General features: G+C 64.1%; 20 protein-coding genes. 12 read left to right on the forward strand and 8 right to left on the reverse strand.

Annotation, left to right across the window (positions count from 1 at the left end; genetic code table 11):
* Window positions 1-339 precede the first annotated feature (339 nt).
* Genes ACFCVM_RS14830 through ACFCVM_RS14845 form a run of 4 tightly spaced genes read right to left on the reverse strand, consistent with a single transcriptional unit; the run spans window position 340 to window position 5,711 of the window.
* Window positions 340-2,466, reverse strand: a complete 2,127-nt coding sequence (locus ACFCVM_RS14830) for a glycoside hydrolase family 2 protein (RefSeq protein ID WP_375837639.1) — start codon at window positions 2,464-2,466, stop codon at window positions 340-342.
* A gap of 2 nt (window positions 2,467-2,468) precedes the next feature.
* Window positions 2,469-3,413, reverse strand: a complete 945-nt coding sequence (locus tag ACFCVM_RS14835) for a carbohydrate ABC transporter permease (protein ID WP_375837297.1) — start codon at window positions 3,411-3,413, stop codon at window positions 2,469-2,471.
* A 2-nt stretch (window positions 3,414-3,415) separates the two neighbouring features.
* Window positions 3,416-4,336, reverse strand: a complete 921-nt coding sequence (locus ACFCVM_RS14840; protein WP_375837298.1) for a carbohydrate ABC transporter permease — start codon at window positions 4,334-4,336, stop codon at window positions 3,416-3,418.
* Window positions 4,337-4,346: 10 nt separating this feature from the next.
* Window positions 4,347-5,711, reverse strand: coding sequence for an ABC transporter substrate-binding protein (locus ACFCVM_RS14845; protein WP_375837299.1), 1,365 nt, complete (start codon window positions 5,709-5,711; stop codon window positions 4,347-4,349).
* 98 nt (window positions 5,712-5,809) lie between these two features.
* On the opposite strand from ACFCVM_RS14845, the gene ACFCVM_RS14850 reads away from it, so the two are divergent.
* The gene (locus ACFCVM_RS14850; protein WP_375837301.1) at window positions 5,810-6,835 is read left to right on the forward strand and encodes a LacI family DNA-binding transcriptional regulator; all 1,026 of its coding nucleotides are present in this window, start codon (window positions 5,810-5,812) and stop codon (window positions 6,833-6,835) included.
* Window positions 6,836-6,983: 148 nt separating this feature from the next.
* Complete coding sequence (locus ACFCVM_RS14855) at window positions 6,984-9,047, forward strand: ricin-type beta-trefoil lectin domain protein (RefSeq protein WP_375837302.1); 2,064 nt, start codon at window positions 6,984-6,986, stop codon at window positions 9,045-9,047.
* A 101-nt stretch (window positions 9,048-9,148) separates the two neighbouring features.
* Here ACFCVM_RS14855 and ACFCVM_RS14860 read toward each other — a convergent pair whose 3' ends face one another.
* Window positions 9,149-10,309, reverse strand: coding sequence for a helix-turn-helix domain-containing protein (locus ACFCVM_RS14860; RefSeq protein WP_375837303.1), 1,161 nt, complete (start codon window positions 10,307-10,309; stop codon window positions 9,149-9,151).
* Between the two features lie 150 nt (window positions 10,310-10,459).
* Between ACFCVM_RS14860 and ACFCVM_RS14865 the strand changes: the two genes are divergently transcribed.
* The 5 genes from ACFCVM_RS14865 to ACFCVM_RS14885 are packed head-to-tail and all read left to right on the forward strand — an operon-like array spanning window position 10,460 to window position 15,852.
* Window positions 10,460-11,710 carry an NAD(P)/FAD-dependent oxidoreductase gene (locus ACFCVM_RS14865; protein ID WP_375837304.1) on the forward strand — a complete coding sequence of 417 codons (1,251 nt, stop codon included), beginning with the start codon at window positions 10,460-10,462 and terminating at the stop codon, window positions 11,708-11,710.
* Window positions 11,707-12,099 carry a RidA family protein gene (locus tag ACFCVM_RS14870; protein ID WP_375837305.1) on the forward strand — a complete coding sequence of 131 codons (393 nt, stop codon included), beginning with the start codon at window positions 11,707-11,709 and terminating at the stop codon, window positions 12,097-12,099. Before ACFCVM_RS14865 ends, ACFCVM_RS14870 begins: the two co-directional genes overlap by 4 nt.
* Window positions 12,096-12,941 (forward strand): alpha/beta hydrolase, encoded by an 846-nt coding sequence (locus tag ACFCVM_RS14875; RefSeq protein WP_375837306.1) that lies wholly within the window; start codon window positions 12,096-12,098, stop codon window positions 12,939-12,941. Before ACFCVM_RS14870 ends, ACFCVM_RS14875 begins: the two co-directional genes overlap by 4 nt.
* A gap of 15 nt (window positions 12,942-12,956) precedes the next feature.
* Window positions 12,957-14,666 (forward strand): DUF885 family protein, encoded by a 1,710-nt coding sequence (locus ACFCVM_RS14880; RefSeq protein WP_375837307.1) that lies wholly within the window; start codon window positions 12,957-12,959, stop codon window positions 14,664-14,666.
* 7 nt (window positions 14,667-14,673) lie between these two features.
* On the forward strand, window positions 14,674-15,852 hold the full coding sequence (locus ACFCVM_RS14885) for a M20 family metallopeptidase (RefSeq protein ID WP_375837309.1): 1,179 nt from the start codon (window positions 14,674-14,676) through the stop codon (window positions 15,850-15,852).
* Between the two features lie 60 nt (window positions 15,853-15,912).
* Here the strand turns inward: ACFCVM_RS14885 and ACFCVM_RS14890 are convergent, their stop codons facing one another.
* Window positions 15,913-17,196, reverse strand: a complete 1,284-nt coding sequence (locus ACFCVM_RS14890) for an MFS transporter (protein ID WP_375837310.1) — start codon at window positions 17,194-17,196, stop codon at window positions 15,913-15,915.
* A gap of 246 nt (window positions 17,197-17,442) precedes the next feature.
* On the opposite strand from ACFCVM_RS14890, the gene ACFCVM_RS14895 reads away from it, so the two are divergent.
* Window positions 17,443-17,784, forward strand: a complete 342-nt coding sequence (locus tag ACFCVM_RS14895; protein ID WP_375837312.1) for a hypothetical protein — start codon at window positions 17,443-17,445, stop codon at window positions 17,782-17,784.
* Window positions 17,785-18,236: 452 nt separating this feature from the next.
* Here ACFCVM_RS14895 and guaB read toward each other — a convergent pair whose 3' ends face one another.
* The gene (gene guaB / locus ACFCVM_RS14900) at window positions 18,237-19,757 is read right to left on the reverse strand and encodes an IMP dehydrogenase (protein ID WP_375837313.1); all 1,521 of its coding nucleotides are present in this window, start codon (window positions 19,755-19,757) and stop codon (window positions 18,237-18,239) included.
* Window positions 19,758-19,867: 110 nt separating this feature from the next.
* Entirely contained in the window at window positions 19,868-20,332 is a 465-nt protein-coding gene (locus ACFCVM_RS14905; protein WP_375837314.1) for a MarR family winged helix-turn-helix transcriptional regulator, read from the reverse strand.
* Between the two features lie 354 nt (window positions 20,333-20,686).
* Here ACFCVM_RS14905 and ACFCVM_RS14910 point away from each other — a divergent pair, with 354 nt between their 5' ends.
* From ACFCVM_RS14910 to ACFCVM_RS14925, 4 genes are all read left to right on the forward strand, one after another.
* Window positions 20,687-20,932 carry a hypothetical protein gene (locus tag ACFCVM_RS14910; RefSeq protein ID WP_375837316.1) on the forward strand — a complete coding sequence of 82 codons (246 nt, stop codon included), beginning with the start codon at window positions 20,687-20,689 and terminating at the stop codon, window positions 20,930-20,932.
* Entirely contained in the window at window positions 20,929-21,519 is a 591-nt protein-coding gene (locus tag ACFCVM_RS14915) for a hypothetical protein (protein ID WP_375837317.1), read from the forward strand. Before ACFCVM_RS14910 ends, ACFCVM_RS14915 begins: the two co-directional genes overlap by 4 nt.
* 517 nt (window positions 21,520-22,036) lie before the next feature.
* Window positions 22,037-22,366: a hypothetical protein gene (locus ACFCVM_RS14920; RefSeq protein ID WP_375837318.1), complete on the forward strand. Its 330-nt coding sequence runs from the start codon at window positions 22,037-22,039 to the stop codon at window positions 22,364-22,366.
* Window positions 22,367-22,457: 91 nt separating this feature from the next.
* Entirely contained in the window at window positions 22,458-23,162 is a 705-nt protein-coding gene (locus ACFCVM_RS14925; RefSeq protein ID WP_375837320.1) for a hypothetical protein, read from the forward strand.
* Window positions 23,163-23,231: the final 69 nt, after the last annotated feature.

A 23,231-nucleotide genomic window follows, 5' to 3' on the forward strand; every position in this document is an offset into this window, starting at 1 on the left:
GAATGGAAGCCCCGACCATCGAGGTTGAGGAAGCCCGGACCATCGCCGCCGCGATCGCGGGCCGACCCATCGACGACCTGGTCACGGCGGAGCAACGCCGCGGGCTCCCTCTCGACCCGAGGCAGCGATGGGATCGGGTTCCAAGCAGCGCGAAGTGCGTACACGGCGGCCCCGCCGCTTCGAGGAGGTTCTCACGGACTCGAGTGCGACGAACTCAGAGAGCCCCATATTCTTCCGCGAGGCCAGTTGCCGAAAGAGATGTCTTCCTCGCCCGCCCCCTCCGCGCAGTTGCCCCCGCCGTACACGGGCCGCTGCTCAAGATCCATAAGTACGGAGCTGCTATTCGCCTCCCACGAGCGGTGCGCCCAGGAACTCGCCTGGTCGTGCGCCGCGCCGGTTCGGCGGCTCGACCTCCGCGGCGTCGAGGAACGACCGCGCCGCGAGGTCGCCGTGCTCATCGAGGAGCCACAACACCAGCCGCGCCGGTCCACCACTCGGCGGAACGGTGATCGTGACGGCGTCGGACAAGGAGAACGGAACGATCCCGAACGCCTCGGACGAAGCATCCACTTGGGTCGGGAGATCTTCGACCGGTGACCCCGGCGGAACCCAGGCGGCGTGCACGCGCGCGTGAAGCCCGGCCGCACCGTGGTGCGAGATCTGGACGTCGATGGAGAAGGGCTCGGTGGGTGGCACGATGTCGGCGCCGGCGGCTAGCGGCACGAGGTCGAGCACGAGCACGGTGTCGGCGTTGACGTCGGCGGGGATGCAGCCACCCCAGTCCTTCGCGCGACGGTCGGCCGTGAGCAGGCCCGCTGCCTCGTGCTCGACGTCGGCGAATTCCGTGTAGACGTACCCGGTGAACCGGTCGTGCCGGCGCAGCTCTTGTGTTTCCCACCGCAGGTGCCATGCGCGCTCGAGACTAGTGAAGCCTTCGCCGTACTCGCTGTTGATGATCGGCACTCCTGTGCGAGGGAAGTCCGGCGAACCGTAGAGCGACTTGTCTACGGTGAAATCGGGGCCAAGCCGGACCGGGAACGTCTCCTGCTCGCCCGCGGCCATCCGCGCGACCGCGCGCCGCCATTCTCCGAGGTCGGGCTCGTAGTAGTGCCAGTCGACGAGATCGCTCTTCACGTGCGACCAGCCCGAGTTCTCGACGATGGGTCGGCTCGTGTCCAGCTCGCGGAGCCGATCATAGGCGCGTGCCGCAGCGGCGGCTCGCGCGGGGCTGCCCGGGATGTCCCAGTCGAGGCCCCACTCCTCGTTGTAGAGGCCCCAGATCACGATGCTCGGGTGGTTGCCGTCACGCTCCACCATCGCCGGCAGTTGCGCGTCGAACGCGTCGGCCGCCTCCGGTGAGAATCGGCTCGGGCAGGCGGGTTCCGCCCACACGAGCGTCCCGGTGCGGTCCGCCTCGTGCAGCCAAATCGGCTCCTCGAACTTGAGGTGCTTGCGCACGAGGTTGTAGCCGAGGTCGCGAGCGAGCCGGATGTCCCGGAGGAGCGCATCGGCGCTGGGCGCGGTGAGGCCAGTGTCGGGCCAGTAGCCCTGGTCGAGGATGCCGCGGACGTAGATCCGGGAACCGTTGAGGAAGAGGTCTTCGCCGCGTACTTCGATACGACGCAGACCGGTGGTTGCGACAACGGCGTCCGCCCCCTCCCCGACGCCGACCGCCACCTCGACCTGGTACAGGTGCGGGTTTTCCGGAGACCATAGCCGCGGGGCGGCGAGTTCAATGCGCCCGGTCGCGTGCCCCGAGTTATCCGCGGTCATGGTGATCGCCTCGTCTGACGAGGAGATTCGTGCAGAGACGGAAGCGCCCTCGGGTGCGTCTCCGGCGAGCTCGACGGTGATGTCGATTCCGGTCAGGCTGTCACCGCGCAGAACCACCGATCGCGCATGCGTGCGCCCGCGAGCCTCGAGCCACACGGTCTGCCAGATTCCCGAGGTCGGGGTGAAAGACACGCCGTCGTAATCGTCTCGCGGAATCGATCGCTGCTTGCCGTGGACGATCGCCCGCTTGTCGGCAGGCGCCGTCACCTCCACCGTTAGCTCCGACTCAATCCCCGGCAGCAGGAAGTCGGTGACATCGAGTTCGAAGGACTCGTACCCGCCGACATGCTCGCCGACGAAGTCGCCGTCGATCCGCACCACCGAATGGTGGTGCACCGCGCCGAAGCTCAACACGAGTCGTGCACCGGCCCAGGCGAGCGGTGCCGCAACGCGCCGACGATAGACGCCCCGCTCGAGCCAGATACGGTTGACGCCCGACGCCTCGCTCTCCCACGCGAACGGAACAGTGATCTCGCCGGCGTAGCCGTCGGCTTCGAACGACCACCGGCCGTTGAGGTTCAGCCACCGAGCGGAGCGATCACGATCGGGTCGCGGGTACTCAGGGCGAGGAATCGCCGTGACGGCCGGGGAACCGGCGCGCACCGTCGTGGTCTCAGAGGGGAGCAATGACATGTTCAACCTTTCACGCTTCCGGCGAGGATGCCGTTGATGAAGTGACGCTGGAGCACGATGAAGAGCACCAGCAGTGGAATGAGGGCGATGGAACTCGCCGCGAGAAGTTCGCCGGTGACGGAGGCGTAGTCCGCGCCGATCCGATTTCCCGTGATGTTCTGGGCGAGCGTCGAGAGCACAACCTGCAGCGTCGCCATCTGCTCGGAACTCGCGATGACGACGGGCCACACGAAGTCGTTGTAGATGTTCATGATCGTGAGCACCGCGAGCCCGGCAAGCCCCGGACGGATGACCGGCACGACCACGCGCCAGAAGATGCCGAACTCGCTGCATCCGTCGACCCTCGCGGCATCGAGGAGTTCGTCGGGCACGGCGCTGATGACCTGCCGCATCCAGAAGATCGCGAAGGCATCGACCGCGCCAGGCAGGATCAGCGCCTGGTATGTGTTCACCCAGCCGAACGTCTTCATCTCCAGCAAGAGGGGAATGATGAGCACGATCGTGGGCAGCATCAGTGTGATCAGGACCGCGCCGAAGATGACGTTCTTGCCCGCGAACTCGTACTTGGCGAACGCGAAGGCGGCGAGCGGAGCGAAGAACATCGTGATCGCCCCCTTGAACACGAGCACGATCGCGGTATTGACGAAGCCGTGCGCGATCGGCACGTCGTGAAACATCGCGATGTAGTTGTCGAGCGTGAACGTTCCGGGATCGAACGCGAGCGGCGAACGGATGATGTCGTTGGCGGGCTTGAACGAGGAGATCAGCGCCCACGCGACAGGTGCGAGGAACCCGACCATCAGGATGAGGAGGAACGCATGCGTGCCGATCCGGAGCGGGGGCCGTCGGCGGGCGCGCTCGTTCACCGGCGGCGTAACCGTCGGCGGCGACGATGCCGGGTTCGATGTCTCGTGCGGGGTATGCGTACTGAATGCGGTGTCGGTCATGGTCAGTCCTTTGCTCGCAGCAACCGGACAAAGAACAGGGAGAGCGCCATCACGAGGATGACGAGGAGGAACGAGTTCGCAGCGCCGGTACCGAGGTCCGCACGGGTGATGTGGTTGTAGAGGTAGTACCCGGCGGTGGTCGTCGAGTTGTACGGTCCGCCCTGCGTGACCACGAAGGGTTCGGCGAACATCTGGAACACCGCGAGCGTCTGGAGCACGACCGCGAACATGATCGTTCGGCGCAGCAACGGCACGGTGATGCTCCAGAGCTGACGGAAACGGGAGGCGCCGTCGAGATCTGCTGCTTCGTAGAGCGAGCTGTCGATCGATTGCAGCCCCGAGAGCAGGATGATCACAATGAACCCCGTCGTCTTCCAGAGGAAGAGCAGCGCGAGCGTCGGTTTCGACCACGCGCTCGTGGTGAGCCAGCCGACGTCCGGCAGCCCGAAGGTCCCGAGAACCGCGTTCACCGCCCCGTACTGCTGATCGAAGAGCACGATCCAGATTTGGGCGACAGCGACGAGCGGCGTGACGAACGGAACGATGAACGCGACCCGGTACATGCCGCGGAACGTCAACGTCGCCGAGTTGAGAAGTACGGCGACGATGACACCGATCACCAACTGGATGGGGACGATCAGCAACCAGAGCGTCGCCGAGTTGCCGAGGGAGCCCCAGAAGCCGGGGTTCGAGAGCAGATAGGTGTAGTTGTCCCAGCCGACCCACTCCGCGGCACCGGTACCGCGCCAGTTCGTGAAGCTCAGGCGCGCGGTGAACACGAGCGGATAGACGCTGAAGGCGAAGAAGATCGCGAGGAACGGCAGCGCGAACAGATATGGGGCGAGGCGCCGACGGATCATCGCGCCGCCTGGACGACGCCGCTGCGGGCGAACCGCGGAGCGGGTGGCTGGGATGGTGGTCATGGTGCTGCGGTCACTGCCGATCGATGAGGTTGGTCTGGATGGCCTCGGACGAACCGGTCAGCACCTGTTCGGGCGTGAGGTCGCCGTCGAGCATGCGTTGGACGTCGTTGCCGAGGTAGTCGACCGCGCCGGCCCACCAGCTCGGAATCGGCGTGCCGCCCGGGATCTGGGCGCCGGCCTTCGTTGCGACGGCCCACAGATCCTGGCCGCCGAGAGCTTCGACGGGCTCGAAGAGCGGAGCCGACGGGTCCGCCGCGGGCAGGTAACTCGGGATCGAGGTGTTGAGGCCGGTCGGATAGACGTCGTTGGGTCCCCAGACGGCGGTGTACCCGGCCTCATCGAACATCAGGAACTCATAGAAGAGCCATGCGAGGTCGGAGTTCTCACCGCCCTTCGGAAGAACGAACGACGATCCGCCCATCGCGCCGCTTCGTGCGCCGCCGGATTCCCAAGCGGGCAGTTCCATCGCGCGCCAGTCGCCGCTGGTCTCGGGCAGCAGCTGTTGCGGAGCGAAGCTGAACCAGATCGCCCATGGATAGAACACCTGGTTGCCGTTCTCGAGCTCGGCGATATCGGTCGGGCTGAGATACTCGGCGCGAGTCCCGAGGCTCTCGGTCTGCACGGTGTCGAGGAAGGTGAGGATCTGCTCGTACTCCGGGCTGTCGAGCCGGAGTTCACCGTTCGCATCGGCGATCGAGGTGCCGAGCTGGTTCGCGTACATCTCGAGCTGCAACTGGCCGAGGAAGGCGGACTGCTCGAGGTGGATGGGCTTCGAGCCCGGCTTGGCGACTTGGTAGGCGCGGGCGGCGTCGAGGAGATCGTCGTAAGTCTCGATCTGCGAGGCGTCGACTCCCGCCGACTCGAGCGCGGCGGCGTTGTACCAGAGCAGTCCCGGGTCGAGGTCGAACGGGACCCCGAAGATGCCGCCGTCGACTGAGTTCACGTCGACCTTCTGCGGCGCGATGTCGGAGACGTACGGGTCGAGCACGTCGCCGAGGTCCCACAGGTAGTCGGCGAACCCGGCGACCTTTGCGTCGTCGAGGAATACGCCGTCGGGCACGTCCGTGCCCGTGATGAGCGTGTTCTGCAGCTTCGCATCGATGTCGACAGCTTCGTGGTTGACGGTGATGTTCGGGTACTTCTCATTGAAGTCGTCGATCGCTGCCTCGAAGACTTCGAACAGGTCGCCCGAACGGTCCCAGATCGTGATCTCGCCCTCGGGCTGCGCGGCGGTGGGCACCTGCAGGCGGTTGCCTTCCACCCCCGTGGCATCACTGGTGACCTCGGGGCCGCAAGCGGTCAACGTCATCGCGGCGATCGCGATGACTCCAACCGTGGCAAGGCGCGTGCCGCGCCGGTTCGTGTGGCGGTGCATGGACACTCCTTCGTGTTGTCGTTGCACGTCGTCGGGATTTGCAACGTACGCAAACTGTATGACGATTTTGCGTACGTTGCAAACGTTAGTATGGCTTCATGCCTTCCACGATGCGCGACGTCGCCGACCGAGCACAGGTCTCTTTGCGGACCGTGTCCAACGTGGTGAGCGGCTACACCCACGTGAGCGAGCGTATGCGCGAGCGCGTACTGAAGGCGATCGAAGAGCTCGACTACCGCCCGAACCCCGTGGCCCGCACGCTGCGCACCGGACGCACGGGCATGCTCGCGCTCATCGTTCCAGAGATCGACGTGCCATACTTCAGCGAACTCGCCCGCGACGTTATCGACGCGGCCGCCGAGTTCGGCTACCGGGTCATGATCGACCAGACCGGTCACGACCACGAACGTGAACGCGAACTCCTCATGGGCGAGGACCGATCGATGCTGTTCGACGGGCTGCTCTTCAGCCCACTGGTGACGAAGGCGGAGCTGCTCGCCATGAATGGCGCAACCCGAATGCCGCTCGTACTCCTCGGGGAGCACGAGTTCGACGGCCGATTCGATCACGTCGCGATCGACAACGTACGCGCGGCGCACGATGCTGTCTCGCACCTCATCGGCCTCGGTCGCCGCCGCATCGCGGCCATCGGCACCCAGCCGCTTGAAGAGTACGCGACGCCGCTGCAGCGCACCGCCGGGTACGAAACGGCACTCCGAGACGCTGGCATCGAACCCATGCCCGACTATGAGCGATCCGCCGCCCACTACAGCCGCGGCGACGGCTACACCGCAGCCGCCGCACTCCTTGAGCTGAGCCCGCGCCCGGATGCCATCTTCTGCTTCTCGGACCTGCTTGCTATGGGTGCCATGCGCGCCATTTTCGACGCCGGCCTGCGCGTTCCGGACGACATCGCGGTGATCGGCATCGACGACATCGAAGAGGGCAGGTTCGCCCGGCCATCGCTCAGCACCGTCTCGCTCGACACGCCATTCATCGCCCGTGAAGCCGTGCGGCGCATCACCGCACGAATCGATGACCCTGCCTCTCCCGCGCAGGAAGTCGTCGCGCCGCATCGCCTTGTGGCCAGGGAGAGCACGATCGGTGCGAGTCCCCGCATCTGACGCGATGCCCCTCACCTGACCCCATCGCATCCGAGCGGACGAACCGAGTCATCGTCGCGAACGCTTGCAACGTGCGCAAATGAGTGCCATGGTGTTTGCAACGTGCGCAAATCGGCCACGCTGCACCACATCAACGAAGGAGTTGCTCATGGTGAGAACCGATCGACGAGCGCGAACGACGGCAAGGCGCCTGACTATTGCCGCCGTCGCACTGCTCGCGTTCACCGGAATCACGGCGGTGGCGGATGCCCCGCCAGCCGAAGCGGCACAGCCCGGCAACGTGCTGTATACGCCCAACCTCTCCAGTTATCCGAACGGGACGGCCGGATATCCGCGCGCTATCCGTCTCGACCATGACGGCTCCAGCGCGCAGACCATGCTGGCGACATTCGCGAAAGGCGGGCACAACGCGCCAACGAGCCTGCCGATATACCGCAGCACCAACGGCGGTCTCAACTGGACCCAGGTCTCCACTGTCTCGTCCAACACGCCCGGCTGGGACCTCGAGGCGCCCACCTTGTTCGAGGTCCCGCGAAACATCCCGGGGCTGAACCAGGGTGACATCCTCGCCGCCGGCACAGCCTGGGACGTCGGCGATTACAGCGCACAGAAAGTCGAAGTCTTCCGAAGCACCGACGACGGCGCAACCTGGCAGTTCCTGTCGAACTGTACCCAAACGACAGGCCAGCCGAACGGGTGGGGTCACGGCATCTGGGAACCCACGTTTCTCGTCGCCGACAACGACACGCTCGCCTGCTTCATCTCCGACGAGCGACCGGCCAACACCCCGACGAACAACCAGTTGATCGGCCACTACACCTCCACCAACGGCGGCGTCACCTGGAGCTCCACGCTCACCCCCGACGTCAGCTTCCCGGCTGACAACCTGGCCCGCCCTGGCATGCAAACGTTCGCCGATCTGCCCGACGGTCGCGTCGCGATGACCTACGAGCTGTGCCGTGACGCGACGAACGCCGACCATGCCTGCGAGGTGTACCTGAAGTTCAGTAACGACGGCCTGAACTGGGGCGCCGCTGGCAGCCTCGGCACGCTCATCCAGACATCGGACGACCGTGAGCTTCTGCACACCCCGTATGTCTCATGGACGCCCGGTGGCGGCCCCAACGGCACTCTCCTCATCTCCGGGCAGCGAGTGGTCGCCGGCCCGACGGGCAGCAAGACCGTACTCGCCGAATCCGGTACCGTTCTGTTCGCCAACACCAACCTCGGCGTCGGCGATTGGACCGAAGCGGAGACACCAGTCACCGTGAGCCCAACCGGCGGATACGGCGCGGGCGTCCCCTCATGTCCCGGATACTCCACGCCGATGATTCCCCGCGAAGATGGCACCAGCTACGTCTACCTCGCCGCTACCTGGCTTGGCACTGGCAATCAATGCGAGCTGCGCTTTGGCATAGGCGCCCTCCCTGGCCCAACCGGCGCGATCGTCGGCCCCGCAGGGAAGTGCCTCGACGTCGACACGAACACCGCCAACAACGGCCGAGCCGCTCAGCTCTGGACCTGCGGCACCGCAACGGGTCAGGATTGGTCCGTATCGGCAAACGGCACGATCCGCGCGTTCGGCAAATGCCTCGACGTCGACGGCAACGGCACCGCGAACTTCACCAAAGTTCAACTCTGGGAATGCAACGGATCCGGAGCACAGCAGTGGCGCACCCAATCCAACGGCTCACTCGTGAACCCGCAATCCGGTCGCTGCCTCGACCTTCCGCAAGGGAACACGGCCGACGGCACCGATCTGCAGATCTATGACTGCAATGGCCTTTGGCCGCAGGTCTGGAACCTGCCGGGATACCCGACAGGGCCGATCACCGGACCCGCCGCGAACTCGTTCTGCGTGGATGTCGACACCAACACCCCCGTGAACGGCAGGGCGATTCAACTCTGGACCTGCAGCGGCGTGCCCGGACAGCAGTGGTCGATGCACGCCGACGGCACCGTCCGAGCGTTCGGAAAGTGCCTCGATGTCGACGGCTCAGGCACCGCGACCGTCAACGGCACGCCCGTCAAGCTGTGGGACTGCGACGGATCCGGCGGACAGCAGTGGGTCGCGCATTCGGGCAATGCACTTCGGAATCCTCAGTCGGGTCGCTGCCTAGACACGCCGGCCGGCAACGCTGTGTCCGGCACAGATCTCACAATCTACGACTGCAACGGACTCTGGTCGCAGGAATGGAAGACTCCGGTCTGATCACCTAGCGACTGCCGAGCATCGAGGGTTGCCTCGATGCTCGGCGGTCGCACTTCGCACAGAACGGATGGAGCGCGCGCCGTTGCTGGAAGTCATGCGCATCAGCCTTCTGCATCCGAACTGAGGACCGTCCAGAGGCGCAGCGCCACGTGCGCGGAGGTGGTCGACCATCCGTCCTCGAAGATGTGCGTGCCGACGCGTTCGCGTACACGTCCGAGGCGGTGGTAGAGGGTGGTGCGGTGGATATGGAGCCGTGCGCAGGTTCTCCGAGCGTCGCGATCCTCGTCCAGGTACGTGAGCCAGGTGGCAGCCAGGAGGCGGTCGTGCCCGATGAGTTCTGCGACTGCCGGGCTGAGGCTCTTCACCGTCTCGAAGTTCCACTCGTGCAGGCCCAAGAGCGTCCACGCGCCGAGCTCGTTCCAGGAGCGCACTGACGCCGGATCCGTGCGGAAGAGCGTACGTGCGGCGAACCGGCCCTGCTTGAAGAGGACCGCGCCTTCGGCCGTGGCATCCGTCTCGGTGTGGCCGATCGCGTCGAGGACCAGATGGTGCCGCTTCGCCCCTGTCGAGAGCCGTTCGGTGAGCAGAGGAGCTTCCGCTGCACCATGTCGGGTGATCAACGTCACGCTGTCGTCGATAACAGTGCCGATCGCATGAGCGGCGTGTTCTCCCTTGAGAATGTCAACTAGGAGCGCTTGAAGACGAACTCGTGACGCGCGATCACCTGAAGATTCTCGAAAGACCGCGCACCACACGTCGATCGGCCCGGTTCGCGGGAGCAGCTGGCGTGCCGCGGCTTCGTCGAGCGCAGTTCGCCTGTTCTCCACGAGGTATTCCGTCGCCAGACGGGACGCCTCGGCGATCGAGTGGGATACGGGCCGCCCTTCCCACTCGAGTTGAGCCGTGATCGCATCTACGGATTCAGCGATCGTCGTCCACTCAGCGTCGGTTAGGGGCGGCTCGTCGAAGGCCCAAAGGTAGCCGGCGGGCCGGCCGCCCAGGCGGAGCGGGAAACACACTCGAGGAAGGGAGTGGTAGGCGGGATTTCCCGGTACCCGGCGCGGCCCCTCTGCACGATCGAACCCGAGTGAACGTAGCCACGCGACGAGGCCTTCGGGGAGCTCCCGGTCGAGGATCGCCGTAGTGCGCGCTTCGTCGACCGGTTCGCGTTGGGCGCTTGCGAAGAGGATCCGATAGTCGGGGTCGTCGACGGCGAGCGACCGTCCCGTTCGGTTGCTCAGATCGTCGAGGATCTCTTGCACACCCGCCATCGCGATCCAGCCCTCCCTCCGCATTCAACAAATGTCGAATGCATCGTAGACAGTTTGCCGTAGTCGCTGTTGAGACGCCTTCCGCATAGTGGAGAACGCCTCGGACACGCGGGGCGTCGCAAGATTGGAAGTGGAACACGTATGACGACCGTTGTCATCGGAGGCGGAATCATCGGACTCTGCACCGCCTGGAGCCTGCATCGTCGCGGAGTCGAAGTGCAGGTCCTGGAGGCCAGCACCGTCGGTCAGTCCGCATCGGCGGTCAACGCCGGCTGGGTCACTCCGTCCCTGTCGACGCCGTTGGCTTCCCCGGGCATCCTGGCCACGGGGCTCAAGCACGCGTTTCAGCGGGATGGCGCCCTCCGAATCCGACCGCGACTCGACGTCGGATGGCTGCACTGGCTATGGCAGTTCCAGCGGGCGTCGCGACCACGCGAATACCACGCGGGCGTCCGCGCCCTCCTCGATCTCAACCACCGCACGCTCGACCTGTTCGACGAGCTGGAGGACACGGGGGTGGAGTTCGAATCGCACGAAGCCGGATTGCTGGCGCTGGCACTCGAACCAGGCGGCCTCGGCTGGTTCCGACAACTCTTCGACGAACTCGTACCGATGGGATTCACCGGCGGCATCCACTACCTGAACGCCGCCGAGGCACGGGAACTCGATCCCGCTGTCGGCGAGAACGTGGCCGCCGCGGCGCACACGACAATCGACCGGCACGTCCAACCAGATTCGCTCCTCGCCGGGCTGAAGCGCTGGTTGAACGACGCCGGAGTGAAGGTGACCGAGCATGCGGCGGTGCGATCTGTGGAGCGCCGCCCCGCCGGGTGGAAAGTGGAGCACACCCAAGGGGTTGAAGCTGCCGAACATGTAGTCGTGGCTCTCGGCGCCGCCACCAACCAGGTACTCCGCACGGTCGGCACGAAGTTGCCGATCCTGGGAGCCAAGGGATACTCCGTGACGGTCCGAGGATTCGAGACTCCACCAGCCCATTCGTTCTATCTCATGGAGGCTAAGCTCGGCGTGAGTCCGTTTGCGGAAGGGGTGCGTATCGCCGGCGCCTTCGATCTGCCAGGCACCGACGACCACGTCGACGACCGGCGGATCCGCGCCCTCGTCGACCAGCTGCGCCCCTACATCGCGGGCGCAGGATCCGACCTCCGGGCGGATGTCTCCACCGCACGCGCTGGCTTGCGACCCGCCACCCCCAACAGCCTGCCGTTCATCGGTGAGGTACCGGGCCGGCCTGGCCTGTACGTTGCGGCCGGCCACGGAATGCTCGGTCTCACGCTGGCGCCCGCGACCGCCGAGGCGATCGCGGATCTCATCACCGGAAGCGCACCTCATTCGCCGATCGAAGCCTTCGCGCTCGAAGGGAGAATCGCATGAGCGCCGCGCTGACGCCACCGCCCGCCCAGACGTTCCGTGCTGTCACGGGGACACTTGTGATGTTCGCCGGCGTCGTCGGGGTCGACGATGCCTGGCGGCCTGTGAAAGGTTCGTTCCTCGACGAGGCGGCTGCCGTCTTCGCCCGACTAAACAGCAACTTGGCCGATGCCGGACTCGATCGCGACAGTGTTGTCTCCGCTCGCTGCTACCTCACCGACTTCGCCGATTTCGCCGACTTCAATGTCGCCTGGCAGGCCTTCTTCGGCCCCGGTGCACCGCCTCGCACGACAATCGGGGCGACCTTGCACCCGCCGTTCCGTTTCGAGATCGAAATCGTGGCAGAGAAGCCAGCCCCTGCAATTGCACCCGAGAAGGGAACACACCCGTGAGCACGACCGAACCCCAGCCGTACATCGACCCGTTCGTCGAGGCGATCGACCTGCGATCCGATCTGAATGGCAGCGACTACGAGATCAGGATCGGACTGCCGGCCACGTACCGATCGAGCTCCGCGCACTACCCGGTGCTCGTCGTACTCGACGCGGACCTCTCCTTCGGCATCGCGTATGAGACGACGGTACTGGAAGCGATGTGGGCCTCCGCTCCCCGCTCCGGCGCGAAACCGGCACAGGAGTTCATCGTGGTCGGTATCTCATTCCCCGACCGGCACGTCGATGCCTTCCGCCGCAACTTCGAGTACATGCCCGAAGGGCACCCCGAGGAATACGCGCCCGAGATGAAGGCGTATCTCGAACGCGTGGTGGAGCTGACAGGCCGTGAGGCACGCTCTGGCGGCGCCGCCGTCTTCCTCGAGGTGCTGACGAGGGAGATCCTGCCGTTGATCGAGCGCAACTACCGCGTCGACCCGTCTCGCCGCATGCTCTTCGGCCAATCAGCCGGCGGCACCTTCGGCTGCTACACCCTGCTCACACGACCCGAGACCTTCACCGACTACGTCATCGTCAGTCCCGGCATCCCGGACGGAGAGATCTTCCGTCTGGAAGAGGCGTGGGCGAACGCCCACGACGACCTCCCCGTCGCAGTCCAGTTCTCAGCAGGACAGGGTGAGGTGACCGATCCTCTTCGGATCGTGAGCAACACCGCGACGCTCATCGAGAAGCTGCACTCTCGTCACTACCCAGGGCTCCGTCTCCTCAGCTGGTTCGTCCCCGATGCGAACCACATCCAGACCGCCGCGCCCAGCCTCGCCCGTGCCCTCAGCTCCCTGTGAACCGATAAGGACAACATGACCACCTCATCCCCGTCGTTCGGAACCATCCTGCGGATCATCCACGAGGCAACCGAGTTCAGCCGGCCCACGATCGGTAGTCCAATGACTGCACTCAAGCCAGCTGACCAGCGCATGCCAGATCTCAGTCTGGCTGGTGTCGAAGCGAGGTCCGCCCGGGCCTCAGAACTTCTCGAGCGTTTGGACCGAGTCGATCTGGATTCCGTGCCTCATGAGATCGGTCTCACCCTGCGTCTCATCCGCTACTACCTCGACCGAGTCTCCGGCGATGCCGGGCGGTATTGGCTCGCCGTCGACGGCCTCGGCATCGGGTACTACGGAATGTTCGCCTGGACCGCCTACAACTGCGGCTTCCTGACCAACCTGATCGCGAGCCACGCCCAAGGCTTCAACTTCGAAAAGGCGAGCGATGCCGACCGCTACCTCGGGTTCATCTCCGATATCGCGGTGCTGATCGAGCAGCTCGACACACGAACCCGCGGTCAAGCCGATCGTGGCATCGTAATGCCCCGCGCGCAGCTGGAAAAGGCGTTCCCGCTCCTCGAAGGACTCCGCACGATGCTGGGCGAGCGGCTTCGGGTCGTTCCCGATCGTCTCGCCGGCATCGATGCGCCCGGCTTCCCCGAAGAGCTCGGGCGGAGGATCGAAATCCTGACCGGCCCAGTCTTCGCGCACGCCATCGAAACCCTAGAGACGACCTCGCAGGGCAAAGCACCGGAGGCCGTTGGACTCGACCAGTACCCCGGTGGCCGAGAAGTGTACGACGATCTCGTCAGGTTCCACACGACCCTCGACCTCTCACCTGAGCAGATTCATGACCTCGGCGTGGACCTCATGAAGCGCATGCGTGCGGAGATGGCGGAGATCCGTGCCGAGGCGGGCTTTGCGGGCGACGACCAGGCATACCTCAAGAGCCTTCGCGAGGATCCGCTCTGGCGCGCAGAGACCGCCGAAGGGGTGTCGGAGTTCTTCCAGCGGTACATCGACCGGATGAAGCCGGTGTACGACGAGTACTTCGATTTCGAATGTCCTGTTCCGTACGGTGTGCGTGCACTTCCGGATTCACTGGAGTCCGGCATGACCTTTGGTTTCTACGACATGCCGCGTCCCGACAAGCTTCGAGGCGACTACCTCTTCAACGCCGCGAATCTCACGCAAACACAACTGTCGAACGTCGCAGCTCTCACCTACCACGAACTCGTACCGGGGCACCATCTGCACATCAGCACCCAGCAACAGATCGAGAACGTTCATCCGCTACACAACGACGCCTTCTTCAACGCGTTCAACGAAGGATGGGGTGAGTACGCGGCAACTTTGGCAGGTGAGGCGGGTATGTACCGTGAACCGGCAGAGCGCTTCGGGCTGCTCGTCATGCGAGCGTTCCTGAACTGCCGGCTGGTGGTCGACACCGGCATGAACGCACTCGGCTGGACTCTCGAAGATGCGCGCACTTACCTTCGTGAGAACTCGTTCCTTTCGGAGGTCGAGATCGAGAGCGAGACCATCCGCTACTCATGCGACATCCCCGGGCAATCCTTGGCGTACAAACTCGGCGACGCCGAAATCCTGCGACTTCGTGAGGAGACCCGCGCGCGACTCGGCGACGCCTTCGACATCCGGGCGTTCCACCGCGCCGTCCTCCAGCACGGCGGGATGCCGTTGCCACTTCTCGCGTGGAACATCCAACAGATCTTCGCCGACTAGAGCAGCGATGTCAGAGACGCTGGGCGGCAGGAATGCTCTCAAAGAACGTGCGGGTGCGGTGTATCGCAACGCTGAGCCACGGATTCTCGCCTTCGCCCGCGCGCTCCACGACGAACCGGAACTCGGCTTCCACGAGAACAAGGCCAGCCGGATGCTCACCGACGAGCTCCTTCGGATCGACGGCGCACAGGTCGTTCGCGGCCTCGGGACTCTTCCCACGGCGGTGCGGGCCGACGTCGGGCGCGGGAAACTCGTGCTCACCTTGTGCGCCGAGTACGACGCCCTGCCGGAGATCGGTCACGGATGCGGCCACAACATCATCGCCGGCGCCACCCTCGGCGCGTTCACCGCGCTCAGCGGCGTCGTCGATGAACTCGACGTGACACTTCGCCTCCTCGGAACCCCGGCCGAGGAGCAGTCCCTCGGCGGCAAAGTCGTCATGCTCGGTCAAGGAGACTTCGCCGGCACACACGCTGCACTGATGGTCCACCCGTACGCCGAAGACCTCGTCGGGTTCAGGTCGTACGCCTGCGCCTCGTACGAGATCATCTACCACGGCCGGAGCGCCCACGCCTCCGCCGCACCTCATGAGGGTGTGAACGCCCTCGACGCCTTGACAGTGGCGATGGTCTCCATCGGGCTGGCACGACAGCACCTCGAGCCGGGACAACAACTGCACGGGCACGTGACCCACGGCGGCGACTCTGCCAGCGTGATCCCTGATCGCGCCGTGGCGCGATACATGGTGCGGGCGCCGGACAAGGAATCCCTGGAACGAGTCACCGCGGTCCTAATGCGATGCCTCGAGGCAGGCGCCGTCGCGACCGGCGGCCGACTGGCCGTCAGGATGGAGGGACACCCATATGCGGAGCTCGACAATGATGACGCGATCGAGGAGCGCTTCGCCGCGAATCTGCGCGCACTCGGCCGGAACCCTCGCCGCGCCCAAGGCATCTCGGCGTCGACCGACATGGGTAACGTGTCCCACGCGTTTCCAACCATCCACCCAATGATCGGCCTCGGACCTGACACCCCGACGATCCACAGCGCCGAGTTCGCCGCGCACAGCATCACCCCTTCGGGTGAAGCAGCGATCCGCGACGGCGCCCTCGCCCTCGCCTGGACCTGCATCGACCTCGCCCTTGACTCCGCAGAACGCCAGCGATTGCTCCGCATCCAGACGTAGTCGGCGACGAAGTGAACGGCTGAACCCGCTGGGGGCTCAGCCGTTCAAGTGTTGCGTTTCTCAGCGAACACCCTTGATAGGAACGATCAGCAGCGCCGCCACGACCACTGCGATCATCCCGAACACGAAGAGCGGAGAGTACCCGCCAAACGAGCCGATGATGATACCCGCGACGGCGGGGCTCGCAGCCTGCGGGATGCTCGTCGCCAGGTTGAGGATTCCGAGATCCTTGCCTGCGGCGACGCCATCCGCGGGCAGCACCTCGGTCATCAGAGCTGCATCGCAGGCCATGTAGAGCCCGAATCCGAACCCGTTGAGCACACTCATCGCGATCATCCCGGTCAGGCTGGGGAAGAGCAGGGGCATCGAGAGACCGGCGACCATGAAAACAGACGCGGCATAGATGAAGACCTTCCGACGGCCGATCCTGTCGCTCCACCAGCCGGAGAGCATGATGGCGATCATGGTCGGTATCAGTCCGGCCAGGGCGAGCAGTCCCGCACTAGCCGCGGCCTCCTGGAGCGGCATCCCGAGGTAGTCCGTGAGGATGTAGAGGTTGAAAGTGGCGACGACGAAGTAGCCCATGATCAGGAAGAAGCGCGCGGCGAAGGCCCACGCGAAATCGGGGCTCTTCTTCGGGCTGACCCAGAATCCGGCGAGGAACCGTTTCCATTGGAACGGTTCGATGTCGACTTCAACGCTGGAAGTGTCCCTGTTGAACGCGACGAAGAGTACGGTCACCACGAGGATGCCGATACCGAATGCGGCGTAGCCGAGGCCGATGTCGTTGACGAACTGACTGGCGATCACCGTACCGAACGCCGTGCCGATCATCGTTCCGATGCCCATCATCGCTGACGCGATTCCGCGACGCGACCGGGGGAAACGGTCAGGAACGACGGCAGAGAGGGGGCTCTGGAGCGCGTTCAACGCCACTTGGACCACGACCCAGAAGACCGTGATCCAGAGCAGGTTGCGCAGGCCGCCCATCCCAAGCAGGAAGATCATTGCGACTGCGGCCCCGATCAGCATCCACGGCGCTCGACGTCCGAGCCGGGAACGCGTCCGATCGCTCAGCGCGCCGACGATTGGCTGAGTTATCAACGCGGCGACGAAGGATGCGGAGATCACGATCGCGAGGTTCGTGACCTTGTTCTCCTCATCAACCTGCGCAACCTGAGTCGGCAGAAGGATGCTGGAGACGGCTAGGTATGTCGCGAACAGAGCGGCCGCTGTGAGCGCGATGGACGGCAACAGTGCTTTCGGCGTGCGCGGACCGGGACTCACCGTTGAGCCGGCTGTGGCGCGGGGGTCATCGCCGACTCCGGATTTTTGGGTAAACAAAGCTCTCCTCTTTCATGGGCGGGCTGCGGGGTGTCGGCTTCATCGCCTCTTCCCGTGAATTTCCCTCACCGTATAGACGCGGAACAGAAGGCGGCCACGGCAGATTGTTGAACCTCGCTTCGACAGATGTCGAAGCGAATCGAGACCCGGACGCCCCTTCTGAATCCACCCAGGCAGTCGAGCAACGGGCTAGGTCGTGTGTGTAGACCCGGAGGCCACGCGCCCTGGTGCTTCTGCGAGGATGGCGTGCGCTATCTGACGATCGAGATTCCCGTGCAGTTGTGGCAACGCATCGACGGGTGTGTTGACAACTCGATGGCGATCGACGTAGTCAACGGGATCATGGACACGGTGATCGCTGGTTCCTGCATCCGCGACGAGGGATGGCGTGCATCCGCCGCGTACGAGGGTGAGCGTGACTTGTATGGGTGGCCGTCTCGCGAACATCCGCTGGCGATCACACTGCGACTCGCGCACTGGGAATGGGTGTTGTCACAGCTGGACCGCTGGGAACCCTACGCGAGTAACGGTGCGGTGGATGACGTCAACGTCCGCGCGATCATCAGCAGCGCGCTTACTGCGGCGTAGACCGTCCGAGTCGCCAAGGCAGCGGGTCCAAGCTGGGATTCGGCTGTCTCACCGACGAAGCTTGCGCGAACGACACCATCAACGCAGACCGCGGCGTCGCCTCAGAATCGACAAGGTTTGAACAATTCAGACCGACCGGAGGTTCGACGCTACCTCGCCAATGAGGCGGGTGCGTATGGTTACGTTCGTGAGTTTCGACAGCGTTTGTTGCTGAGTTCTGAGATGCTCGGGTGGTTTTGGCCGGAAATGTTGCTGAGTTTCAGGCCCGCCCAATGGCAACGGTTTCTGAGGGTTGGGGCCCCGGGAGTCTCGTTCATGCCGCACCGCCCTTCGCGCCTCGCAGATGTTTCGTGGGCACAGTCGCCGTTGACAGGGGTCCAGGCGGTCCGCGGGGTGCGAGGCCGTCGCAGGTGAAGCACTAGTTCTGCGTCTGCCTTCGTACCACCGCGCCCTTAATCCCGATAGTTGGGTGCTTCGGCAAGTATTTCGATGTCATGTGGATGCGATTCCCTGAGCCCTGCCGCGGTCATCCGAACGAATCGTCCCCGTAACTTGAGCTCAGCGACGTTCGCCGCCCCGACGTAGAACATTGACTGCCGCAGGCCGCCGATGAGTTGATGCAGCACACCATCGAGCGCACCACGATAGCTCACTCGCCCCTCAACACCCTCGGCGATAAGCTCCTCGTTCGACGTGACATCCGCCTGAAAGTAGCGATCTTTTGAATAGGACGTGCGCTGGCCGCGCGTCTCTAGCGCCCCGAGGGAACCCATCCCCCGGTAGGTCTTGAACGGTCTACCGTCAACGAATGCCAATTCGCCTGGGCTTTCTTCTGTCCCGGCCAAAAGGGACCCAAGCATGACGCTGTCGGCCCCCGCGACAAGGGCTTTCGCGATGTCGCCAGAATACTGCAGCCCTCCGTCCGCGATCACTGGGACGCCTGCTTTGCCCGCGGCGAGAGACGCCTCATAGACTGCCGTGATCTGAGGAACCCCCACGCCAGCGACGACGCGAGTCGTGCAGATCGAGCCGGGACCAACACCAACTTTGATGGCATCGACGCCGGCTTTGATCAGCGCCTCCGCCCCGGCGCGAGTGGCGGCCTGTCCGCCGATCACATCGACCTCCGCGAACGCTCTATCACCTTTGATTCGTCGGACCATGTCCAGAACGCCTTGGCTCTGCCCGTTCGCGGTATCAATAACGAGAACATCGACTCCCGCTTCGAGGAGCGCAGCTGCCCGTGCCCAACCGTCGCCAAAGAAGCCGATTGCGGCGCCAACTCGGAGACGCCCCTGAGTGTCCTTCGTTGCGTGCGGGTGGTTCTCGATGTTCTCGAATTCTTTGGCCGTGACGAGGCCGGCGATTCTTCCAGCAGCATCGATAATCGGAATCCTCTCGACTTTATGCGCGACGAGAAGGGACCGCATCTGACGTTGAGTGGAGCCCACCGGCGCCGTGACCAGCGGGGCTCTCGTCATGACGTCGCGCACGCTGGTTGTGCGACGGTCGCCTTCTGCTACAAACCGCGTATCGCGATTTGTGACAATCCCGATGAGTACTCCGCCCTCATCGACAACAGGCAAGCCGGAGCCAGAGAATTCTCCGCACAACCTGTCAACATCGGCAACGGTCGCTTCGGCAGCGATCGTGACGGGATTCAAGATCGGTCCGTCCGAACGCTTGACGCGATCAACCATCGCAGCCTGATCGGAGATCGACAGATTTCGATGGAGAACGCCCAGCCCGCCCTGACGCGCCATGGATACGGCCATTTTGTCCTCTGTAACAGAGTCCATCGCGGCTGAGACGAGTGGGACACTCAGCGAGATTCTCTTCGTCAGCAAAGTGCCCGTGCTAACTTCGCTCGGAATGACGTCTGTGTACCCGGGAAGCAGCGTGACGTCGTCGTAGGTAAGTCCAACTGTGCCGAATGGGTCGGAACGGCTCGCAGTGTTTTCCTCGTGGAGCATGAAGTTCTTTCCTATCTCAGTGCGTTTGGGGGCAGCACGCCGAGGCCCCTCTGCCCGGGGTGGTCTTGTCGGCGCGACGCCACTCCGCTCGCCTCGCTGCTCAGGTCAGGTCAGCCTCTTGCCTCAGCGGAAGATCTCCCTGGCGGCCTGCTGGCCATGACACGCAGCAAGAGTTGATGAAGCTGTTGCCGTTCGTCTGTTGTCAGCGAGTGCAACAGATCGTCTTCAACGGCCGCCAATCGCGCGTAGGCGGCTTCGAGGACCTTGATTCCAGCGTCGGTGAGTTCGACTATGTGTCGGCGACGATCCGACGGATCTCGACGACGAACCGTTAGCCCTCGCTCTTCTAGCTCATTGAGGAGCCCAACCACGTTGCTCGAATCAAGACCGAACACGTCCCTGATGTCCTTCTGCGCCATCCGTCCACGGTCCCGAATGAGCGTCAGCACGAGAAGCTGTCGGTGGGTGACGTCTCCAGGCTGCGCGGACAGATCGAGGGCGCGCCATCCTGCACGAGCCAGGTGGCTCGCAAGAGGCAGCGTGTGTCCCGCATATCCCATCACCGGCAAGGCCATCCACCCAGCATGTCACAAATAGTTTGTTAAGCGCAAACTATTTGCGAAGGCACAACCATATGTCTTCCCGTGCCTAGAACCCGTTACGGATCATCAGCTCACGGCAGACGACAGACGGCCGTCCCGCCGGACCGCGCTGTCGAAAACCGACAAACGAATGAAGACACTCCCGAGGCCTCGCCGCGAACAGGCAGATACCGTCGATCCGAGCGCCTCGATGCTCCCGTCTGGCGGCAGCTGCGGCGGATGCATGGCGAGCCTTGTTGGGGTGCCGGGGTCGCTGACGCCAAGGTTGACAGCCATCGACAGATAGGTTATTTGTTTAACCGTTGCTATTCGGTTCTGGAGGCTTCGGTGAATCGACTCGATCGCATGAACCATGCTCTTCGCCGATACGACGAGCATGCGGCGACGGCCGAGGCCACCCTTGAGGAGCTTCGCCCACTGATCTCGGCTTGCGCTGACTTGACGGAGCGGATTCAGGCCGCGATCCGCTTGCTGTTTCCCCAAGACTTGACGCCCGGCGGCCGTTCGATCCTCGAGCGCGTCGTGAACGGCGACACTGGCCCCACGCGCACCGAAGCTCTGGACCGGCCGTGAACGTCGAGACGTGGGGCGCAGTGCTCTTCGGTAAGAAGCGCGCACGCCTGTTCTGTGTACTTCTCGCAGCGCCGTCCCCGATTACAGAGTCGCAGCTGTGCGAGATAACCGGCCTAACCCGGGGGCGCGTGCAGACGCTGGTCGAACGGCTGCGTGAGGCCGGCCTGGCAACGGTTTCCGAGACACACGGAACTTCCGCGGTACGACTGATCCGGGACCATCCAGCTGTTCGCACGATCTCGGAAATTCTGCACGGTCGGCCAAGGTTCACGATCAACCCTCGATCACCCCAGGCGCCAGACACATCGGTCGCCGTCGCGTGGAACGACGAGCTACTCGTCCTTGACGTTGTGGTCGTGCTTCCCGACTCGGCAGCCGACGCCATCGCCGATCAGACGAGCGTAGGACCACGCATTTCAGTCAACGCGTGCCGGAAGAGTGAGTTCTGGTATGCGCTCAACTTTGGAGGAGACCTGGAAACCGCGATCTTCGAACGAGGCATCCAGATCGCCGGCACACCTGTCACCCGCGCCGCACAGGCGGTGGCACGTTTAGGTGGCGGGTGCGCCCGCGAGACGTCGAGATGACTGACCGGCGATCAAAGGCCAACGAAGTTCGGTCATTCGACCGACTTCCAAAGCTCGACCACGGCATCTATCTCGTAACCACATTGTCCGCGACCGTCCACCGGTTCGAGACGTCGACGCGGCGGCCAACGTGGCAGCGCTTCCCGGTCGGTGCCTCCCCGTCCGGACCCATCCCGATTCGCCGGCTCGACGAGAACTGGGCCGTCGGGGGCCGCGGCTACGTGGAGTTGAGCGATGGCAGCTACTTGTACGGGAACACCTGGCGTCTCTCCGCGAGGATCGTGTCGATCACCCTCGACAAAGTTTGCTGCTCACGCTGTCACCACGAAGAACGAATCAAGGGATTCTGCCCGATGTGCTTCGTCGAGCCTTCTTGGTCGAGTGTGCCGGTGCATTGGGACGTTGGGTACGACGACGGAACGGTGCGTGGGCGTTTGCGTGCGTGGTTAGGGCACGCGCAGTCGAGAGTGGTGGAACGCCGTCGGAAGAGGCTGCTATTCCGTCTGGCGAAGCAGCGATGACCTCTGCCGCCCAATACGACGAGCTCGACCAACAGCAGCACGGCACCTGGTTGGTGACCACCGAGAGCGGAACCATCTACGAAATCCGGGTCAGTGAATCACGGGTCGAGATGATCCGGCATCCCGCGATCGACGACGATGCCCGAGACCAGTACGCGCTGTACCGAGACGAACTAGAGATCCGATGCGAAATCGGGCCGGTCCGTCTCGGTGAACCAGCGATCATTGTGTTCATCCGTGACGACCGAATGGACATGCCTGGGTACATAGCGACGACCCGCCGCACGACGCCGGTCACTCGGATCCTTTGGACAACTGGACGCTGAAGGCTGATGCCAAGCCCGCCTAACGGACTTCCGTATGTTCTGGCCCCCACTCAAGAGAGTTGGCACTCGCCTTGAGCGATACGCTCCACCCATGAGCACAGCGACTGTGACACGGGCTGAGACCGCAACGATTCGCCTGGACGAGCAGGGTCGAGTGCCGCTCGACTCGTTCGTCCACGATCTGACCGACATCAGCCGGCTGGCTCATCTCGTCGAGCGCATGTCGTACGGCCGCCAACTGGACCTGTCCCCGACCACGGAGGACGACAACGAGGACCTGCGAACTAAGGTCGTTGCAGTCCGGTACGGCAGCCCCCTCGAAGTAGTCCTCGGCATGGCCCCGCAAGCGCTCCTTGTGATGGGTGGCCTTGCTCTCTTCTTTGAGCGCACGACCGCCGGAATCCGCAACATCGCTGATGCATCGATGAAGCGGGCAGAGGCACGCCGAGCGAACGTAGACACAGACAGAATGCTCGCGGAGGCAGAGACCGCACTCGCCTCCGCAACTGCGGCCGACAACAATGAAATGGCCAGCCTCCGTATTCAACAGGCGGAGCTGATCAAGATGCTCGCGGAGGCCCACCGCCGGATCGACGATCTCGAGTCGGTCGGGATCGAAGCGGCCCCATCCGAGGACGAGCAGCACGCAAGCCTTCGACGAGAGATCCGCTCAGCTTGGGGCGACGACTTGGCTGATCGGTTCGATACAGCGGTTCCGGACGCCGAACTCGACACGATCGTTGATCTGCTCGACCGGCTCTCAAGCAAGCGAACGACGATCCAAATACGCGAGTGACGGTCAACCCGGCAAAGAGTCTCGAAGCCATGCGCTTGACCGGCACCATCCGCCCCGCCCCGTGGGCTC

Source organism: Agromyces sp. NPDC056389, assembly GCF_042262385.1.
Taxonomy (GTDB): Bacteria; Actinomycetota; Actinomycetes; order Actinomycetales; family Microbacteriaceae; genus Agromyces.

What these genes read in the sequence shown, in the direction of transcription:
- ACFCVM_RS14865 (WP_375837304.1), top strand. Translation starts at nt 10,460, where the DNA reads ATGACGACCGTTGTCATCGGAGGCGGAATCATCGGACTCTGCACCGCC.
- ACFCVM_RS14905 (WP_375837314.1), bottom strand. Translation starts at nt 20,332, where the DNA reads ATGGCCTTGCCGGTGATGGGATATGCGGGACACACGCTGCCTCTTGCG.
- ACFCVM_RS14845 (WP_375837299.1), bottom strand. Translation starts at nt 5,711, where the DNA reads ATGCACCGCCACACGAACCGGCGCGGCACGCGCCTTGCCACGGTTGGA.
- ACFCVM_RS14870 (WP_375837305.1), top strand. Translation starts at nt 11,707, where the DNA reads ATGAGCGCCGCGCTGACGCCACCGCCCGCCCAGACGTTCCGTGCTGTC.
- ACFCVM_RS14920 (WP_375837318.1), top strand. Translation starts at nt 22,037, where the DNA reads ATGACCTCTGCCGCCCAATACGACGAGCTCGACCAACAGCAGCACGGC.
- ACFCVM_RS14855 (WP_375837302.1), top strand. Translation starts at nt 6,984, where the DNA reads ATGGTGAGAACCGATCGACGAGCGCGAACGACGGCAAGGCGCCTGACT.
- ACFCVM_RS14925 (WP_375837320.1), top strand. Translation starts at nt 22,458, where the DNA reads ATGAGCACAGCGACTGTGACACGGGCTGAGACCGCAACGATTCGCCTG.
- ACFCVM_RS14850 (WP_375837301.1), top strand. Translation starts at nt 5,810, where the DNA reads ATGCCTTCCACGATGCGCGACGTCGCCGACCGAGCACAGGTCTCTTTG.
- ACFCVM_RS14885 (WP_375837309.1), top strand. Translation starts at nt 14,674, where the DNA reads ATGTCAGAGACGCTGGGCGGCAGGAATGCTCTCAAAGAACGTGCGGGT.
- ACFCVM_RS14880 (WP_375837307.1), top strand. Translation starts at nt 12,957, where the DNA reads ATGACCACCTCATCCCCGTCGTTCGGAACCATCCTGCGGATCATCCAC.
- guaB (WP_375837313.1), bottom strand. Translation starts at nt 19,757, where the DNA reads ATGCTCCACGAGGAAAACACTGCGAGCCGTTCCGACCCATTCGGCACA.
- ACFCVM_RS14830 (WP_375837639.1), bottom strand. Translation starts at nt 2,466, where the DNA reads ATGTCATTGCTCCCCTCTGAGACCACGACGGTGCGCGCCGGTTCCCCG.
- ACFCVM_RS14835 (WP_375837297.1), bottom strand. Translation starts at nt 3,413, where the DNA reads ATGACCGACACCGCATTCAGTACGCATACCCCGCACGAGACATCGAAC.
- ACFCVM_RS14840 (WP_375837298.1), bottom strand. Translation starts at nt 4,336, where the DNA reads ATGACCACCATCCCAGCCACCCGCTCCGCGGTTCGCCCGCAGCGGCGT.